The sequence below is a fragment of the Nitrobacter vulgaris genome, from assembly GCF_031453995.1.
GTDB lineage: Bacteria > Pseudomonadota > Alphaproteobacteria > Rhizobiales > Xanthobacteraceae > Nitrobacter > Nitrobacter vulgaris.
Genome location: NZ_JAVDPZ010000002.1, coordinates 122287 through 139401 on the forward strand (window position 1 = coordinate 122287; position 17115 = coordinate 139401).

Consider the following 17115-nt stretch of genomic DNA (forward strand, 5'->3'; position numbering starts at 1 on the left):
AAAGGGCGTGCGCTCGAACGGGCTGCCCCATGCGCAGTCGCGAAAAGGAAATCGCGCGATCAAAGGACGCGTAGATTGGAGAGTCCGATGAGTAAACCAAAGCTAGTGCAGCGAGCCTGCTGCGGGACCGGTCTATCCCGCCGGCGAGGATACGTCGCGCCATCTAATGTCGACGTTTCTTTCGACATCGCCGGCGTGAACGGGCCTATCATTTCCGAAATTGAAGATCATCAGATCGAACGAACCACCTGCATTCACGAAGCCGCTCACGCCGTCTTCGCTCACGGCTCCTCCATTAAGATCGAATCTGCATCGGCCGCACCTCCCGCGCGGGTGATCTACGCGATGCCCTGCACGTCATCTCCGGTTGAGCGTATCGCTATTCTCTGGGCTGCCCCAGCAGCAGAGGCTGCCGCGCTAAATCGTCGGATCACCTTAAGCCTACTCGATGAATCAGACTATCTGAGCCGCGTTTGCGCGTTCGAGTTCGGCGGATGCGATGAATGTAAAATGGCGTTGACTGCCTGGACGGCCACCGGCCTCAGCGCCGGTATCGACGCGGCGCGCGCTGTATTCCGAGAAGGACAATTGCTTGCGTTGAAGCTGCTTGATCGGTGCGACGTGCGTGCCGCGATCAATGCGTTGGCCGACAAACTTGCTGAAGGCGCGATCGTCGACGGCGCAACCTGCCACGAATTGATTGAGCGGCATTTGCCGTTTGGTTCGCTACGCCAATCACAGGAACCTTCATGACTAAGATAATTGCAAGCCTCCCCAAATTCGGTAGGTCCGCGGAGGTTCGCGCGTCGTCCTTGACGAGAAGGACAACTCTATTGAGGTTGTTTGGACTACAGGCGCTGCCGTGCGCCGCTTCGATTGGCGCACTGATCGCTTCTACTCCGAAGTACTTCTTGTCACACCATCCGCCGTGCGCCTCGATCGCGTAAACGCTGGCGCGCCATTCCTGAACACCCATTCTGATTCCGACTTGAGCGATGTTATTGGAAGCGTTGTACCTGGTTCGGCAAAGCTTAAGGGCGGTAAGGGCATTGCTCGTGTCCGCTTATCAAACGCGTCAGGCGATGCTGACATTGTTAGCAAGATCCGTGACGGCATCATTCGCAACGTATCAGTCGGCTATGCAATTCATCGGGTTGAGAAGACCGAAAACGTAGACAGTGATGATGAATGGCGTGTGGTGGATTGGGAGCCGCTTGAGATTAGCGCAGTCCCCATCCCTGCCGATGCCGGTTCGCAGATTCGCAAGGCTGATAAGGCTGAGCAGTATCCCTGCGTCGTCGTGTCTGGCGGTATCGGAAGTCTCCGAGCCGAGGCAACGAAAGCACGAATGAGATGCCGCCAACGGATGGCGGGCGTCGTTTGAAAGGAGTTTTGGAATGTTTGCTCGCTTGAAGAAAATTCTGACCGAGGCCGATATCAACACCGTTGCCGACATCGAGGCGGCGCTCTCAGAGTACGATCTTGCCGCACTGGAGACCAGCCTTGCCACCGCTCAACAGCGTCGCAGCGATCTTCTGCTCACTGGCAATGATGCAGAAATCCTCGCAGCCGAAGACGAAGCGACCAGGGCGCGCCTAGCTCTCGATCGCGCCCATGCCGCTGTTGCCGAATTGAATCGACGGCTAGAGGAGGCGCGTGCCGAGGAGCGCAAGGCCGCGATTAGTGCCGAGTACGCCGCCACGAGTACCAAGGTGGAAGTCGCTGTCGAACGTATAAATAGTGAATATCCGGCTTTAGCGGCAAAGATCTTGGAGCTATGTATACTCGCCGACGCGGCTGATGATGCGACCACGTCATGGAGCAAGAGATGCTTTGCGGGCGAAGCTGAAGGCTTGCCTATTGTTGATACGGTTACGGAACGCCTTGAACTTCATAATCGCTGGATGGTGAACGGACTGACATTCTCGAACGCGACCCGCCTGCTGCCAGTTGGTAAGTTCGAGGGGCACTCGATTGATTTTGAATCGATCGCTCTTTATCACGCGCGTCATGGCTGATCGCACGAATGGCGGAGAGGTACTGGCGCGCGACCATGGAGGTATTGGCGCGGCTGGGGGCGACGAGACGAGAGGTCGAGGATGCGCGAGAGTTTATGCTCGACTTCGTAGCGTCGCGTGATGGGAGGCTTGTGGCCAGGGGTGAGGGGAGGTCGCGATTGTCTTTCAGCAAGATAGATTATCATCATGCTGCCGGCGCGACATACGTTTGCGTATCTACTAAATTGACATGCGGATTAATATCCGAGGTCACCAAATGCCATCACAGAAACTATCCGATGCGTGGGTACGCGATCTCACGTGGGACCGCGCCCTGGAAGCGTACCTCAAAAAGAAAGATCGGGCGGGCAAATCGCACCCAGAGCAGATCGCTTACTTCGATTCGATGGAACGAGGGCTCGCCCTGAAGCTCGTGTTCAGTTCGGGCGGTACGAAAATGTTCCAGGTGGTCACCTACGTAGGGAGCAAAGCGCTCACCTATAAGCTCGGCACCTTTCCGAAGATGAGCGTTAAGAAGGCGAAAATGGCCGCCCGCAAATATTATGAGAACCCGGTGCTAACCGAGGCCCCCAGCACTTTCAGGGAGGTCATGGAGATTTTCCTCAAGAGATACGTACAGGTGGAGGAACCCGGCTATCGCGGCGAAATCGAACGATCTCTGCGGAAACATGCGATCCCGGCTTTTAGCAAACGTCCATTCGTCGAACTCAAGCGTAAGGGCGTCGCGAAGCTGCTAGAAAACGTGGCGGGTAATAACGGCCCTGTCACGGCTGATCGTTTGCTGGGCCATTTTTCGAAGATGATGAACTGGTACGCGGCCCAATGCGGCGGCTATCGAAGCCCTATTGGTCCGAATATGCGACGCTCCGATCGCAAGGCCAACGTAGGAAAGCGTCCGGCGTCCCGGTGGCCAGCTTAGGACAAGGTCGCGACGACGAGTAAGGCAAAACCTGCGGCCTCAGCGCAATCGGATTATCGGATCAAAAGCGGATGTCTTCGCATCTGCGAACGACCCTTGCCCGCGCCTTTTCATGACACTGAGTCGCAGGCTGAAGGTCTCGTTTTAGATTGACACACTTCTTTGGGCACCCAATTATAAGAAACTTACATTACAGTAATATGACAGGTCAGACGTATAGATGAAATAAGCGCGAAGTTCCCCTCAATCGTGATTGGAGTTTGGTAATGAGATACCTTTTGATTGCGATTTGTGCGACAACGATACTGAGTACTTCAGCGCTCGCTTTTTCCGGTAAAAACGAAAGCGGCAAAGGTGATCGGGGTTATGAAGGTCGCGTTTATCTGGCCTACGACTCCGGCGGGGGGTATACCCCTGCATACCACCGCAGAGGATATGGGCCCTCTTATAGTGGCCTTCGCCCCCACCTTGTCTTCCGTGAGCGCTGCTCCTTCACAAATGACCCGAGCTGTTAGAGCTTTGGGCCTCGCTCTGAGCGTGTGCGCTCAGAGCGGATTGTAGTGGGTCCCTCCATCCATTTGAAATTGCGTCGCCCAGGCGCTTGGACTTTTCTGAGACCTAGCTGCTGAAGGCACGATTGCGGGAAGGGGCGACGACGATGTCCCGCTTCTGCTACTGATCGAGGCGGGCAGAGGCGCCGCGATTGCGCTCGATCAATTACCTCGCAAGTGGAGAATCTGCGAAGCACGGGAGCGCCGCCTTTTTTGCTGCCTTTATAGGGGTCTCAAAATGCCCACTGGGTGCGCATCGCGTAGGCGTCCCATTTAGCGCCGAGATCCTGACCGGGAAGGTTGGATTTCGCTATCGTGCCGTGGATCCAATTGAACATAACGCGCATGTTGTCGTTGAGATACCAATTTAGGCCGACGGTGACGTTATTTTGCTTTCCCCCGAACACCAGGTTGTCGTTGAGATCCATGTAGCTGTAGCGCGCCGCGATCTCCCAAGCGCCGATACCGCCTGCCACATCCCAAACGAAGGGGTTGCTCGGGCGGACGCCGCCGAACGCAGCGTCATGTTGGAGGTATTTGCGCTTCTCCCCAGTAAGAATATAACCGGCCTGAACATAGCCCCCCTTAAAATGGAGATCGGTATTTCCGAAGCGGGAGACGCTGTAGTCGAAATATTCGCTTTGTGCATGGAAAGGGCCGATGGCGCCGCCGACTTCGGCACTCAGCACCCGGACGTCATCGACATTAGCAATGTTATGGGTGTCGAGCACCCGGGTCGGATCGATGCGAAGTTCGATGCGTTCGCGCAACCGGATGTCATTGACGCCAGGGGCGCCGCCGGTGTCGGCTAGATAGAGCACCTCGCCGCCGAACAAGAAGGTAGCCACATCAGTGTTGATCGGCGTGAAAACCAGGCGGCCAACCGCTGAATAGGGTACGCGCAGCGTATGATCATAGGCGCGCTCGGGCCCCGTCAGGTAGGCCCCGGCCCACCACCACTTGTCGTATTTGATGACCCCGACGGCGGCGCGTTGGCCTCCAGCGCCAAGGTCGGCAGCCATCACTTGCGCAGAGGAGCGCTCCATGAATGTGATGTTGTTCGAACTGGTGGCCTGTTCGAGGCTCCACATCACTTTCATGTAGCCGATGTCGATGCTCGTGTTCTCGAAGCCCTTGTACGACAAAAAGGCGTTGTTGATCGTCCCCGTGCCGTCCTGAGAGCCGCCGAATTCACCGATCAACGCATATACCCAGTCGCGTGCGAATATGCCGGTGATGCCGATACGTGCGCGGCGCGCGTTGACGCCGTCCTGCAGATCCTGCGGCACGGTTGCAGACGAATTTGGCGTGTAATTATAGCCCCCGACATCGAAGTGCAGGCGGCCGGTGAGACCGACGCAGTTGAATCCATCCGCGGTGCAGAAGCGGGGAGCGCCGCCTTTCATTGACACCAGAACGTCCGGCGGTGCGAACGTCCCCTTTGTTGGCATATAACCGGCGCTGGCGTTCAGGAAGGTGTTGTGCTGAACGCTTTCGAGCTTCTTTTCCAGCACGCTAATTTGCTTTTGCAGATCTTCGACCTGCTCCGGGGTTACAACCTGTGCGTTCGCTTGTGCAGCACTAACCGCGCCGACAAGAGCGATCGCTCCAAGAAACGACTTTGTGCTTACCCATCTGGGCTTGTGCCGAAACGGCCCTTCCCGAGAAAATGCACCAACCTTCGTTCCGGATTGACGAATGTTTCGGTTCTTGCGTCGCGGCAGCATCAGACCCCTCCCAATTTCTTAAACTTGGGGCCCGTCTAAAATAGTTCCATTACAGGTGTACGACAGGCGTGAGAACACAGGACCGATTCCGTTCGACCATTTCCCCCGCCACCCGACGCAGCTGCGTTACCGGCGCAACTGGTGCGAGAGGGGAATTTTTGAGGGGAAGTGCGGGCGATGGCTTCGCGGGGAAGAGTTCATTTATCCGGAACGCCAGCAAGGCTTACCGCAGTTACGTGAGCCGGTTAATATGTTTAAGTTTGGGAGAAGGCCGGCGGGGAGATAACGGCGCAATAAGTCCCAACCGTCCCGTGACGGTCATTTCGGTGGTTGAAGCTCCGGCGAATTGATCCAATTGTAAAGTTCTGTGGCTTGGTCGGCCTGTGCGATTTTCTTGAGCAACGCGTCTTGTTCTGGCCCGGGCGCCATCGTCTCCGCCTGTTTTCGAACCTCGTCGGCCCATGCCGCAAGGCGTTCCTGCAGGGTGGTGGGTTGCTTGGACATGGGGGTGCTTCTCCCGCTTTTAGACGAAAGAGGGGATGTATTTTGTGTCTCTGACTTACTCTGTGCGAGTCAAAATTTGATGACAGCTACGCGAGGCGACACCGTTGAGCGAAGCCCGCGAAAAGCCCCGCCGGTCTGAGGCACAGCGGGCCTGATCGGTTCAGGGATCATGGGTCTCGCACGAGCCCGTTCCGGGCGATTCAATGCGCGGGGCAGAAGAGCGTTCCAAGAAAGCCCCTATGGGCGGGGTTCGCGACCCCCTCAGTAGTATGACGTTCGGGCGGCCGGCTTTTGAACCCTAGTTGCAAATTTTTTTGCCACGACGGCTGTGAATGTCAGCGTTTCCGGAGCCGGACGCCGGCGCCACCGCCGTTCTCAGGGATAAACTGTGCACCCGCATCTTCGAGAGCGCGTTGGATGGAGGCTGAGGTGGCAGCCCTTGGGATCGCCGCTCCTCGTTCAATGTTGTGTAACGCCGCCGTGGAAATATTGGCCGCTTTCGCCAAATCAGCCTGCTTCATGTTGAGCATGGCTCGCGCGCCTCGAATCTGCTCGGGTGTGATCATAGCTTCGTACTACGCGCGCTTAGACCTTTCAAAAGTACCTTCGCTCTCGCCGCCAACTCGCGGTATCAGGGGTTTTTCGCGGCTCAGAGTTGCGGAATCCCGCAGTTTGGAATTGCTCGAAACAAGCGGGTTTTCCTTTGCGTTTCGCGGGATGGCCTAACAATATCGATCCGCAAATCGTCATCCCATCGGGTCCGGTTTTCATGATCGTTTGTTCCTGTAACGTATTGACCGATCACGACGTTCGCGCTGTTGTCACCGCAGCAGAAGATTTGCCGCGCTCCGCGAAGCAGGTTTACGGGTGCCTCGGATGCAGTGCCGAATGCGGCCGATGTGCCCGGACCATCAAGACGATTATCACGGAAGCGCTCGGCACCTGTGCGCGGGAATGCTGCGCCGTCACGCCGTAATCCACGGAAAAGTCGAGCAGATCCAGGCCGAAAAGCGCCGTGTGAGCGCCGATTTGGCGCAAGACGAATGACGGATCAGGCGAAGATCGCTCTCAGAAAACTTGTAATCACCCATGCGATGGCGCCCGCGCTAAATGCCAGCGCTGGGTCTGGCAATCCATCCGGCGCGATTCGGCTCTCAGCCACCGCCAGAACTGTTGCATGGTCACCCTCATCTGTGGGCACGCAGACAGATCTTGCAGGCAATACAAAAGGGCCCAAGGAGACGATTTAATCAGGCACTTCGTTCTAGGCCTTGGTCACCATGGCCATGTCGTTATGCAGGATCTTTTGCTGCTCTCGGTTGTCCCACTTGATGGTGACACCGGCCCAATCCTTTTCGATAACCGTGCCGGCGTCCTTGCTATCGCCGTGCCAAATCACACGAGAGTTAACGGCTAGTGATCTTGATTCGCTTCCAGTCATCTTGCCGACCACCACGTGTGGGTCATTTTAGGGCTCGAAGGAGTGCCTCGCCGCAGAAGTTGGAATCTTTGCCTTCATCGCTGCTAAGCCTGCCGCCGTAATGCGAAACGTAGAGGCCGCTGGGACCTCGATCCAGCCTTTTGCGATCATTCTGTTGATTGTTACCGCCGCGGGTTGGAACTGCCTTTTATGTAGCTCGCCCCCTCGCTCGTGAAGAATCTGCAAGATGCTCCGCTCTCGATGAGTAGGTATGTGACTAGCTCTGGCAGGCATTAGCTGCCCTTCGTCTTTTTATCCCGCCTTTTTTCTTCTTAGGCGGCGGAGGTGGCTCGACGGCCTCACGAGCCAGCCGCTCGGCCCTTAGACGCTCGCGATTTTTGTCGAATGCCTTTGCTGCGTTCGCGTGCTCAATCATTGCCGATTTTGCGTCGGCGTCTCGAAGCACTTTGCGAGCTTCACGCGCCTCTTTCGAAATAGGCTTACGTGGTTCGTATTCCCCGGGCGTTTTACTCATTTCGTTTCCCCTTCAGCCCGATCTCGACAGCGCGGCGGATAGCCTCGGACGGCCGATACATTGTATTGGTTGGCCAGTCGGAGAAGGAGGAAAAATGAAAGATATCGACAAACTTCCACTGGCCCCGCGGACTGTCGCGCACGTTGGCCGCTAGTTATGTCGGCGTGTCGCCAACTACCTTTGACCGAATTATTAAGGACGGTCTGATCCCAGGGATTGGACGTGGCGGCTTTGCCGGCGCAGTTGATGCGTGCTGTGCGATAGGTTGGATGTACAAACTGGCCCGCCGGACGGAGGGTCTAAGCGGGCCAACTTGGGTTCGGGGATCACAGGGGGGTGTGGAACCCGTTCCAGATTATCAATGCGGTCGGATGAGCGGCGTTCCTATGCCCGGGCGAGCAAAGACAAGGCGGCGACCATCAAAAGACGAGCTACGGGGCAAGTCTTGGCGGTCGCCAAACTATAATCAGGCTACGCGAAATCAAGGTACGGATTCGCGTACTTGTTGTCTTAATATTTAAGTCACAAGGTGACGGGATGTTTACGTCACAAGATCACTGGTGAAACTTGGGATGGGGAGAGCCGCAACCCCGATCAAAAATTGCTAATTCGACGGGCGAGCAGCATCGAGCAATGGACCAGGTTATCATCGCCGTTTTGGTAGTTACCAGCGCATTGATAGGTGCGGCCGCAGGATTGCGCTTTAAAGTCTTCACTCTTGTACCCATAGCAATATTGATCGCTCTCGCCTCTGCTGCCGTCCTACACAGGAACGATTTCGGGGCCGTGAGCGGCATTGCCACTATAATCGCGTGTCTGGTCGTGAACCAAGCTGCCTATATAATCGTCCAGATATTCACTCCGGCAGCCGATCTACTTTCCAATGAAGTATCCGACAGCGACCCAAGCTCCGGTCGCGAGCAGGGTGTCCGCAGCGATAACGGCGATTATCGCAATCAAAAGCCATCCCCAACCGGTGCCTTCAAAGGCAGCTTTTATGCCCGCAAAAGGTAGCGAGGTCTTACCGGCTTGGTCGATGGACATGAGAGCTATTGATCCTGAGGAGAGCGCAGCAGCGGCGTGCGGTCTGATCGGCGCGCTTCCAACTCAGTTCCCTTACGTTAGTTCCTTAAATTAATTGAACTGAACCTAAAATGCGTCATTTCGCCTCTCACGACGCACGTGGGCGCTAGACCATTTATTCCGCGCTACCTTTCCGCTCCGTAGCTTTGTCCGCAGCTCAAACGAACGCGCAGCTGCCGGCCGCTAAGCCAGCAATTGCGCCCAACTCTCTAGAAAAGCGCCGTTCTTAAACGAGTGAATTTTCTCTCGCACCGTCTCGTGCTACGCGACGACGCCGTACCAGCCAATAGACACCATAACCGACGGCGAGAATCGGAAGGCCAGCCGCGCCGGCGATCGGTCCAGGCGCTCCGTGCACACGACCAGGCTTGTTTTGGCCGGGAGCGTTTTCGCAATTGCCCCGACCGTTGCAAGCGAGAGCAGGAGTGGCAATGATGACAGCGAAGGCTGCCGCGGACAACATCTTGAGCGCCGTCTTCATTGATTTTGCTCCAAGTTTTTGAAGGACCGATTCAATTATCCGCGCGTTAAAATTTAAAAATACCGCGATTTAAATCTTCACGCCAATTAAATCGAAATGTGGGCGTCTGGTTCCCTTCACGTTGCGTTACAAAGTGGAGGGCTTTTCGTTCACCGATCCCGCGCCAGCCTCCGTTTGCGCCACGTATGGCTCTTCTTGCTTTTTGGGTTGCCGATCGGCGGTGGAGTGTCGCCGTACACGGCTCGATAGAAATTGATCCGCGCCATGAACACGAACGGGCCGCCGTGCTCTGCGGCTTCCTGAAGCACCTTCGCTGCGCATTGCCAGGGCTCGGTTTTCCCGACCTTGGCGGGCAGGCTGGTCGCATACTCGGCCGCCTCTCCAATGGTGCGAATGGTGCCGCCGTCTGGCATCGGGATGGGGTCTTGGAAACGGTGGGACCAGTTCACCATCCCGAGCTCGGCCTCGTAAAATCGATTACATCGCTCCAGTTCGGGCGGGTATCGACCCAACCAACCGCCCCACACACCGTACATCGCAAGTGCGCGCTGATGTCCGACCAGTCCCAGTCCGGCAAGTCAGCGATTCGAAGTATCGAGTTATGCCCGCACACCCCGCCGTTAACGTCGCCGACGCAATGAACGAGGATGGTCTTTATCGTGATGTCTCGCTTCGGCTTGCCAGTCCAATATCGTAAGGAGGATGCTGGCTTCTTTCGCTAGGGTTTTCGTTGGGTCATAGCCGGAATCCCGGTACCTGCGTTCGGGCGTCACGCTTCCCTATCCCTCAGTCTAACACCAGGCCCCCGTTTTGTGGATGATGCCCCGTTCCTCTCAATCTAGACCCGGCGGGGATTATCTACGGGTAACCTGACCATCTAGCCAGTCTTGCTCCTCGGCAAGTGCTAGCCAAGCATCCTGCATTCGCCTGTAGCGGTTCTTTGACGGCAAATCCTTCGCCTCATCGGCGAGCTCACCGCAGTTGCGGGCGTTCTCCCTGTACTCTTCCGAGTTGTTCAACATGCGTTGCTCCGGCGAGGGTTTCGATCCCCTGTGGCGTGGCGGTTAGCGACAGGGCCACGCTTCATGCAACGCCTTTATTACCAAAGCCCGAAAGTCCAGATGGAGGACCTCAGGGTGTCTATCCAAGTAATTCACGACAACGCGCAGCACCTGTTCGTTAGTAGCCTCATCCGGCGCACAAAATCTGATGGATGGAGGCAATACCTTACTAAAATAGATGGCCGCGTTGACAATTCCGCTGCACTTACCGTCCCAAACGTCAAAGCGGCTGTTGTCTGATAAGGCATGGTGGCAGTGAGGCAAAAGGAAGTTTGCGCTCCCATAATCCTCTTCCGCCTTCGCGGAACAAGCAAAGAAACCAGCCAGAACAAGGCACAAAACGCATCCGAGCAGGGTGTTGCGGGTAGGGCGGTTCATCAGGCTTCCAGCGCGTGTTATTTTTTTGAAAGGGCTTTTTCTACGAGCCTCCGAATCGCTTCCGGCCGGCCGGGGAGGTCGTCTTGTTTGCGCGGCGAGAGCGGCGCGTCGGTTAGGTGTTACGCCTATCTCTCAGTATAGCCTCGGCCTCGCCGCCCTTTGTGCGGATTCGTAGCTCACCTTCAATGCGGAGCCATTCTCCGTGGAGTCTTTCGGACTGCGCGACCACTGTCATCCTTTGCAGAGACGAACTGTCGAGGCATTCTGTTACTTCAGCAATCAAGCAGTCAGGATCCTCGCCGAGCAACGCAAGCTTTACGAGAGCGGTGGTCTTATCCGGGTATCGACCTTCATCTATGAAGACGCCTTGGCTTTTGCGGACGGCGGTTACGCAGTAGCGATCGGTCATAGTAATCTCCCATCTTGCGCTGCTGCTGTCGGGATGGGCGGCTATTTCATGAGATGACGGAATGGACTAGGGCACCATAATCGGCCCGCGATTCCTCTCCGCCCATTCCCGAAGCCTAACCACTGTCAGAAGGTTTTTCGAGCCGAAGTTGTGAGCTACATGGCTCGCCACAATGATGAATGCGTCGACCATCTCGGTCGTGTTGGGCTGAAGCTCCTCGACTGCGATGGTGATGTCTTTGTCGCGGTGCAGCTTGCCGTCCGATATCAACTGCTTCGCGTGTGCCATCATGCGGTCCACCAAAGCAGGATCGAGATCGGCGCCTTTCAGAGGTTTAATCCGCAATACGCCAGACTGGGCGCGAATTTGCTCCCACATAGTTTCTTCCGCCTATCGCCAAATTCAGTTACCCGAGGAGCGGAGCCATGGCTTCAGTCAGGTTCACCTCGGCGCTCATTTCTTAATTTTTAGTCCTAACTCCACCAACCGCCTTATCGCTTCTGGCCGGCCGAGCAGGTCGTCTTGGCGGGGGCGCCACTCGGCCTAGTGTTTTGTCGATCCCGGCTGCTGTTTTAAAAAGGAACCGATGCCATCAGTTTCGAGCACCCGATAAAATTCGTCATAGGCATCTTGGTCGGTGGCAAATCGATCCTCCCACACAGTCGATCCACCCTCGTGATCGGTCACTTCGAGCGTCCAGCTTTCGTCTCCTTCAACGAGCCGATAAATTTCGACCCGCACGGTCACGCCTTCGCGAGTCACGACGCCGCTCAGCGGCGATTTTTCAATTTCGGGAACTTCATCGGACATGGCCGCAGAATAACGTAAGCGTCGCGCGCGGGGTAGGGGTTAGCGTCTCGCCAACCTCACACCAGGCCCGCCATTCACCGACTTCCCATCATCCAGAAAGATCACTCCGGCAGATTCGAGCGCGGCGCGGATGGCTGCCAGGTTATTGGCGATGGGTTGGTGCGCGCCATTCTCAAATCGACGAACGGTGGACAGTGCCACATTAGCTCTTTTGGATAGTTCGGCTTGATTCCAGTCAAGGAGCGCTCTGCCTGCTCGACACTGGGCTGCGGTGAAATTGCTCATTCCGGAACTATACGCCGAGCCGCTTAATAAATCATGCTTGTGATCGTAAAAGATTCGTTTGACTCTTTTTAGGTCTTATGCGCATACATTGCCCCTCACCGCGGCTGTCGCGGGGGCTGAAGGGGTAAGAAATATGATTGAAGCAGGATCCGCCGATAACAAAGCCACCACCGCCACACCCCGTCATTTGCTGACAGGATGTGCGAACTGACGACGGGGATGGATTTACTGATCGATCGACTCAACCACGCCTTCGATATCGTGTCGGATCTTGGTCACGCTCCTGGCGAGGACGGATGGTACGCAATGAATGCGATTACCGAGACGCGATGGGTCACCGAACGGCTTAGCGAAGACATCAGGACGGTGAGGCGCGAGTTCGATCAGGACCCGTCCAATCACCGGAAGGTCAGATTCAAGCAAGCAGCGGAGTAGCCACCCCAAAGCTCGCCCCTCAACCAGGGCCTTCTACCTCCGCGGCCCAGCCAATAGATCTTTGGCGGGCCGCGCCTTCCAAAAGCGGGGAGGAATAGCGGGGAACCCGCTTTAGTTGTTCATAATTGAGCCGTAAAATCAATGGCTTAAGCCGCAAAAGTCGATCCTGCTGAGGGAGCGATTATATCCGGCAGCGTAGACGTACCAGATTTCGTAGTTGCGTGGGACCGCGGTCTGCCGCAACGATCGGATCTGGCCGAGCGCCACCTCGGCGAACGCCATGGTGCGTTCATGTTCGTCAAGCTCAACCACTGATGCGGCCCCGCCGACGATTTGTGCAATCGTCGCCTCAAAACGACAAAAAATATAAACGTAGAATATTGGTTAAAGATAGCAGCAGGGGGTTTACGCGCGGTAAACGGTGTTTTCAACGAGCCGGCCGGTGAAGAACCGCGCCGGCCGAAAGGCTTAGCCGCGGGCGCGGATCGGGCGGAGCAAAAACGCCGGCAGGTGTGAATGGTCTCCCGGCTCGGAGATCGCTTCCCGGCGCGGTGCGGGTGCGCGTCCGATTGAAGGCGGCGACGGCGCGGCTATGGATGCTGCGGCCGTCGCGGCAGGGGCCTCGTGCCTCTGGCGATCCCCACTGGAACGGCGCGGTTTGCGGGCTTCGCGCTTTCCGCCGCGTGCATGACTCTCGCCGCCCTTGTCGTGTGCCTGGCGGGATCGAGAAGGCTTTCCTGCAGCCGCTCCGTTGGCACCGGCTTCCGCGACTGCTTCGTTCGCGCCGGCATCATAGCCGGGAAGGTCTGCCTTGGGTATAGCTTGACCGGTCAGCTTCTCGATGGCTGCGAGTGATTTGAAATCCGCGGGACAGACGATCGTGATTGCGGTGCCGGCGCGACCAGCGCGGCCGGTGCGGCCGATACGATGGACGTAATCGTCGGGATGGTGGGGGACATCGAAGTTGAGGACGTGGCTGACTTCGGGAATGTCGAGACCGCGGGCAGCTACGTCAGAGGCGACAAGCAGCGGCAGTTCACCCTTGCGGAATTGATCAAGTGAAGCGGTTCGCGCCGACTGATCCATATCGCCGTGAAGGGCGCCGACGCTGAAGCCATGTTTCTGGAGCGACTTATAAACGATGGCGACGTCGCGTTTGCGGTTGCAAAAGATGATTGCGTTCTTGAGTTCCTTGGCTTCGCGCAACAGGTGGCGCAGCAGCTCACGCTTCTCGTGCGGTTCGCGGCTGCAACTGACCTGCGATTGCGTCACGGTCGCCGCCGTGGTTGCGGGCCTGGAGACTTCGATCTTTTCGGGATTATGCAGAAAGGCATCCGTGACGCGACGGATCTCGTTCGGCATCGTCGCAGTGAAGAAGAGGGTCTGCCGGGTGAACGGCACCAGCTTGCAGATGCGTTCGATGTCGGGAATGAAACCCATATCCAGCATCCGGTCGGCTTCATCGATCACCAATAGTTCGACGCCCGTGAGCAGCAGGCCGCCGCGTTCGGTGTGATCGAGCAGGCGGCCCGGAGTTGCGATCAGCACATCGACGCCGCGAGTCAGCTTCAAATCCTGATCGCCGAAGGAAACGCCGCCGATCAGGAGCGCCACGTTGAGTTTCTGGCCGGCGCCATACTTGTCGAACTGCTCCTTCACCTGAGCGGCGAGTTCGCGTGTCGGCTCGAGGATCAGCGTGCGGGGCATTCGCGCCCGGGCACGGCCCTTCTCCAGCAATGTAAGCATGGGCAGGACGAAGGCGGCGGTCTTGCCGGTGCCGGTCTGAGCGATGCCAAGGACATCGCGACGCGCCAGCACGTGGGGTATAGCCTGGTCCTGAATGGGGGTAGGGGAGGTATAACCTGCGGCCGCAACAGCGGCGAGCACCTTGTCGGACAAACCGAGATGAGAAAAAGACATTGAGCCTCTAGTGCGGTGTTCAGAAGTTCTCTTCAGAAGTGCGGCAGATTCATCAAGAGAACCTCTGAACCAAACCGCACTAGCATACTTCGTTTTCGAGCGTCCTCTCGAATACGAAGCTCGCTCGTCACCCGCGTCCATGCAGGGCGAACTTCGTATTCAGGACGCTCGCCGAAACCGCCGTTCGGAATCGAAGGCAAAAGGCTGTCGCGCTCAACCCCTTAACGGCGTGCTCTTAAAAGCGAAGGGGGCTCTGACTTACGCTGACGGGCGGCTCACCGGGAAATCGTGTTCGGGTCCCGGGCCGCGTTGGCCGGAACATAGGGACGAACCAGCCAAAGTCAATGCGGAAATGGCGAAATGCCGAAAAACCCTAATGTTTTTGTCTGATTCGGACAGGGATTCTCAGCGGGTGGGGCTTCTCCGGTCAGCAAAGCAGCCGGCAGCCGGGATGAACCGCGGTCGATATTTGGCCGACTATGGCATAATCCAATTTGCGCGCGGTGATCGCTGAAACACGGGATATGGAAAAGTTGGAATGAGGGGCATTTCGGTCGAACGCGCGGCGCTGTTGGGCATTGCATCCGCATTCCTGATGCTCGCAAGCCCTGCGCTGGCCGCAAAGCGTGTCGCACTCGTGATCGGCAACAACGACTACAGGAACGTTTCGAAACTTCAGAAGGCCGTCAACGATGCCCGAACCATGGGTGACGCGTTGAGGCAACTCGGCTTCAGCGTGATGGTGGCGGAAAACCAGACCCGTCAGGCATTCAGCCAGACGCTGCTGGCGTTTGATCAGCAGATCGAGGCCGGCGACACCGCGTTCTTCTTCTACGCCGGTCACGGCTTCGAAATCGCCGGCCAGAATTATCTGCTACCGACCGATGTTCCGGCCGCCACCGAAGGGCAGGAGGAACTAGTCCGTGACGCTTCGATCCTCGCCGACCGCATCGTTGAGAGGTTGCAGAACAGGAAGGCCCGCACGTCGGTTTTGGTGTTCGATGCCTGCCGCAACAATCCGTTCGAGCGCAAGGGCACGCGCGCGGTTGCCGGCGGCGCAGGACTCGCACCGATGACCGAACTACCGGAAGGCGTGTTCTCGGTGTTTTCGGCCGGCCCCCGCCAGACGGCGCTCGATCGCCTGTCGGACAGCGATAGCAATCCGAACTCGGTATTCACCCGCATCTTCGCGAAGGAATTGGTGCAGCCCGGAGAGACCATGGTGCAGGTGGCGCAGCGGACCCGCCGCACCGTCAGCGAAATGGCCGAGACGGTGCGGCACAAGCAAGTGCCGGTCTATTTCGATCAGATGGTCGACGATGTCTTTCTGAACGGTCCTGCCAAAGCGGAGCCGCCGTCGTCGCACGCCGAGCCTGCCCAGAAGGTTGCAGCGCTACCTGTCGCACCGCTCAAGCCGCCATCCAACGAAGCGGTCAACGCGCCGATTGCAAATTTCTCGCGCCACAACGGCGGGTGGACCGTCGTGTTCTCGATCGCCGATCCCGCGCTCGGGATTTCCTGGCGCATGGGTGACAGCGGCGAGTTCAAGGAAACCGGCTTTCTCGATACGCTCGATCCACGAACCCGAAAGCGCATGCCAAATCCCGCGATCGAGCTTGCCGCCGACGCGCCGGCCGCGACAATCCAGATGCGCTATGTCGATGCCAACGGCGAAGTGCAGGGACCCTTTCCGATCCGGTTCGATCCGGATGCGGCATTGATCCGCGATCAGCGGAAAATCCTCGACATGACTGCCACGAGTTGGTTGTCGTTTCGTCAGTTTAATGGGCTACTCGTCTATTACACCCACCTGATGTCATATCGCTGCGCGATCCGCGAGGTGAGGATCGGAATCGACTCGTCGGTGCCGGATCGAGCGCTCAAGATGCCGCCCTGCGATCCGCTTGATCCCGTCGCAATTCCGCATGACGCCACGCCATATTTGAAGCTTTCGCCTGCAACGAAAACCATATCGGTTGAATTGACCTATCGCGACGGTAGCGTATCGGAGATCAAAAGTTTCCGTCGCTGATTTCTCGACTCGAAGGACTCAGCCGACTGTCATAGCGGCGCGGCGCATGGCTTCCGACCTCACAAGAGGATCGAGCCCGGTCTCCGGCCGTCAATTAACCCACGGATTATAAGTGCCAATGCTCCAGACTTGGCCCTCAGGATCGCGGCAGGTGAAGTCGCGCCCTCCATAGTCCTTGTCGGAAATCTCGAGAACGATGATGGCGCCGTTGGCCTTGGCCCTGGCATAAACGGAGTCGGCATCCGGCACCACGATGTAAGCACTCTGAGTCACCAGGTGATTGGTCGTGGCCGGCTTCTGAACCTTGGCGAAATCGTCGTCGCGCGCCGAGCCCAGCATGATCATGCCATCGCCTAGCGACAGTTCGGCATGGACAACACCGCCGTTGCCATCGTCATGGACGGCTTTGCGGATAAAGCCGAAGGTATCGCACAGCCAATCGATCATTTTGTGTGGATCACGATAACGCATCGCGGGAATCACGGGTGAACTCATTGCCTAGCCTCCTTGCAGTTGAGGTCTCCCTGAATAAGACCGCAACTTGCCG

General features: G+C 57.2%; 20 protein-coding genes and 1 pseudogene. 8 read left to right on the forward strand and 13 right to left on the reverse strand.

Annotated features, from left to right (window positions below):
* The first annotated feature begins 87 nt into the window (after window positions 1-87).
* The 4 genes from GGQ85_RS01605 (at window position 88) to GGQ85_RS01620 (ending at window position 2937) form a co-directional block, all read left to right on the forward strand.
* Entirely contained in the window at window positions 88-753 is a 666-nt protein-coding gene (locus GGQ85_RS01605; protein ID WP_309773037.1) for a hypothetical protein, read from the forward strand.
* 109 nt (window positions 754-862) lie between these two features.
* Window positions 863-1384, forward strand: a complete 522-nt coding sequence (locus GGQ85_RS01610) for an HK97 family phage prohead protease (protein ID WP_309773039.1) — start codon at window positions 863-865, stop codon at window positions 1382-1384.
* A 13-nt stretch (window positions 1385-1397) separates the two neighbouring features.
* Complete coding sequence (locus tag GGQ85_RS01615) at window positions 1398-2018, forward strand: hypothetical protein (protein WP_309773041.1); 621 nt, start codon at window positions 1398-1400, stop codon at window positions 2016-2018.
* Between the two features lie 229 nt (window positions 2019-2247).
* The gene (locus GGQ85_RS01620; protein WP_309773043.1) at window positions 2248-2937 is read left to right on the forward strand and encodes a hypothetical protein; all 690 of its coding nucleotides are present in this window, start codon (window positions 2248-2250) and stop codon (window positions 2935-2937) included.
* A gap of 784 nt (window positions 2938-3721) precedes the next feature.
* Here GGQ85_RS01620 and GGQ85_RS01625 read toward each other — a convergent pair.
* From GGQ85_RS01625 to GGQ85_RS01635, 3 genes are all read right to left on the reverse strand, one after another.
* On the reverse strand, window positions 3722-5215 hold the full coding sequence (locus GGQ85_RS01625) for an OprO/OprP family phosphate-selective porin (protein WP_309773044.1): 1494 nt from the start codon (window positions 5213-5215) through the stop codon (window positions 3722-3724).
* Window positions 5216-5533: 318 nt separating this feature from the next.
* Complete coding sequence (locus GGQ85_RS01630; protein ID WP_309773046.1) at window positions 5534-5719, reverse strand: hypothetical protein; 186 nt, start codon at window positions 5717-5719, stop codon at window positions 5534-5536.
* Window positions 5720-6054: 335 nt separating this feature from the next.
* Window positions 6055-6285 (reverse strand): helix-turn-helix transcriptional regulator, encoded by a 231-nt coding sequence (locus GGQ85_RS01635; protein ID WP_309773048.1) that lies wholly within the window; start codon window positions 6283-6285, stop codon window positions 6055-6057.
* A 203-nt stretch (window positions 6286-6488) separates the two neighbouring features.
* On the opposite strand from GGQ85_RS01635, the gene GGQ85_RS01640 reads away from it, so the two are divergent.
* Complete coding sequence (locus tag GGQ85_RS01640; RefSeq protein ID WP_374708832.1) at window positions 6489-6695, forward strand: (2Fe-2S)-binding protein; 207 nt, start codon at window positions 6489-6491, stop codon at window positions 6693-6695.
* Window positions 6696-6983: 288 nt separating this feature from the next.
* Here the strand turns inward: GGQ85_RS01640 and GGQ85_RS01645 are convergent, their stop codons facing one another.
* Both GGQ85_RS01645 and GGQ85_RS01650 read right to left on the reverse strand, forming a co-directional pair.
* Window positions 6984-7175, reverse strand: coding sequence for a hypothetical protein (locus GGQ85_RS01645; RefSeq protein ID WP_309773050.1), 192 nt, complete (start codon window positions 7173-7175; stop codon window positions 6984-6986).
* A gap of 241 nt (window positions 7176-7416) precedes the next feature.
* A complete protein-coding gene (locus GGQ85_RS01650; RefSeq protein ID WP_309773051.1) occupies window positions 7417-7674 on the reverse strand; it encodes a hypothetical protein in 258 nt (85 codons plus the stop codon).
* Window positions 7675-8307: 633 nt separating this feature from the next.
* Between GGQ85_RS01650 and GGQ85_RS01655 the strand changes: the two genes are divergently transcribed.
* Complete coding sequence (locus GGQ85_RS01655; RefSeq protein ID WP_309773052.1) at window positions 8308-8688, forward strand: hypothetical protein; 381 nt, start codon at window positions 8308-8310, stop codon at window positions 8686-8688.
* A 699-nt stretch (window positions 8689-9387) separates the two neighbouring features.
* Here the strand turns inward: GGQ85_RS01655 and GGQ85_RS01660 are convergent.
* The 5 genes from GGQ85_RS01660 to GGQ85_RS01675 all read right to left on the reverse strand — a co-directional run bounded on the left by GGQ85_RS01660 (window position 9388) and on the right by GGQ85_RS01675 (window position 12181).
* Complete coding sequence (locus GGQ85_RS01660) at window positions 9388-9690, reverse strand: hypothetical protein (protein WP_309773054.1); 303 nt, start codon at window positions 9688-9690, stop codon at window positions 9388-9390.
* A gap of 612 nt (window positions 9691-10302) precedes the next feature.
* Window positions 10303-10677: a Rap1a/Tai family immunity protein gene (locus GGQ85_RS20790; RefSeq protein WP_374708833.1), complete on the reverse strand. Its 375-nt coding sequence runs from the start codon at window positions 10675-10677 to the stop codon at window positions 10303-10305.
* Between the two features lie 475 nt (window positions 10678-11152).
* Window positions 11153-11464 (reverse strand): hypothetical protein, encoded by a 312-nt coding sequence (locus tag GGQ85_RS01665; RefSeq protein WP_309773056.1) that lies wholly within the window; start codon window positions 11462-11464, stop codon window positions 11153-11155.
* A 165-nt stretch (window positions 11465-11629) separates the two neighbouring features.
* Window positions 11630-11896 (reverse strand): hypothetical protein, encoded by a 267-nt coding sequence (locus tag GGQ85_RS01670; protein WP_309773058.1) that lies wholly within the window; start codon window positions 11894-11896, stop codon window positions 11630-11632.
* A gap of 39 nt (window positions 11897-11935) precedes the next feature.
* Window positions 11936-12181, reverse strand: a complete 246-nt coding sequence (locus GGQ85_RS01675) for a helix-turn-helix domain-containing protein (RefSeq protein ID WP_309773060.1) — start codon at window positions 12179-12181, stop codon at window positions 11936-11938.
* Window positions 12182-12400: 219 nt separating this feature from the next.
* Here GGQ85_RS01675 and GGQ85_RS01680 point away from each other — a divergent pair, with 219 nt between their 5' ends.
* Complete coding sequence (locus tag GGQ85_RS01680; protein ID WP_309773062.1) at window positions 12401-12616, forward strand: hypothetical protein; 216 nt, start codon at window positions 12401-12403, stop codon at window positions 12614-12616.
* A 162-nt stretch (window positions 12617-12778) separates the two neighbouring features.
* Here the strand turns inward: GGQ85_RS01680 and GGQ85_RS01685 are convergent.
* Window positions 12779-12898, reverse strand: a pseudogene (locus tag GGQ85_RS01685) (GGDEF domain-containing protein); the annotation flags it as partial.
* A 186-nt stretch (window positions 12899-13084) separates the two neighbouring features.
* Window positions 13085-14536 (reverse strand): DEAD/DEAH box helicase, encoded by a 1452-nt coding sequence (locus tag GGQ85_RS01690; protein ID WP_309773064.1) that lies wholly within the window; start codon window positions 14534-14536, stop codon window positions 13085-13087.
* Window positions 14537-15074: 538 nt separating this feature from the next.
* Here GGQ85_RS01690 and GGQ85_RS01695 point away from each other — a divergent pair.
* The gene (locus tag GGQ85_RS01695; protein WP_309773066.1) at window positions 15075-16568 is read left to right on the forward strand and encodes a caspase family protein; all 1494 of its coding nucleotides are present in this window, start codon (window positions 15075-15077) and stop codon (window positions 16566-16568) included.
* A 90-nt stretch (window positions 16569-16658) separates the two neighbouring features.
* Here GGQ85_RS01695 and GGQ85_RS01700 read toward each other — a convergent pair whose 3' ends face one another.
* On the reverse strand, window positions 16659-17063 hold the full coding sequence (locus tag GGQ85_RS01700) for a VOC family protein (RefSeq protein ID WP_309773068.1): 405 nt from the start codon (window positions 17061-17063) through the stop codon (window positions 16659-16661).
* Between the last annotated feature and the right edge of the window lie 52 nt (window positions 17064-17115).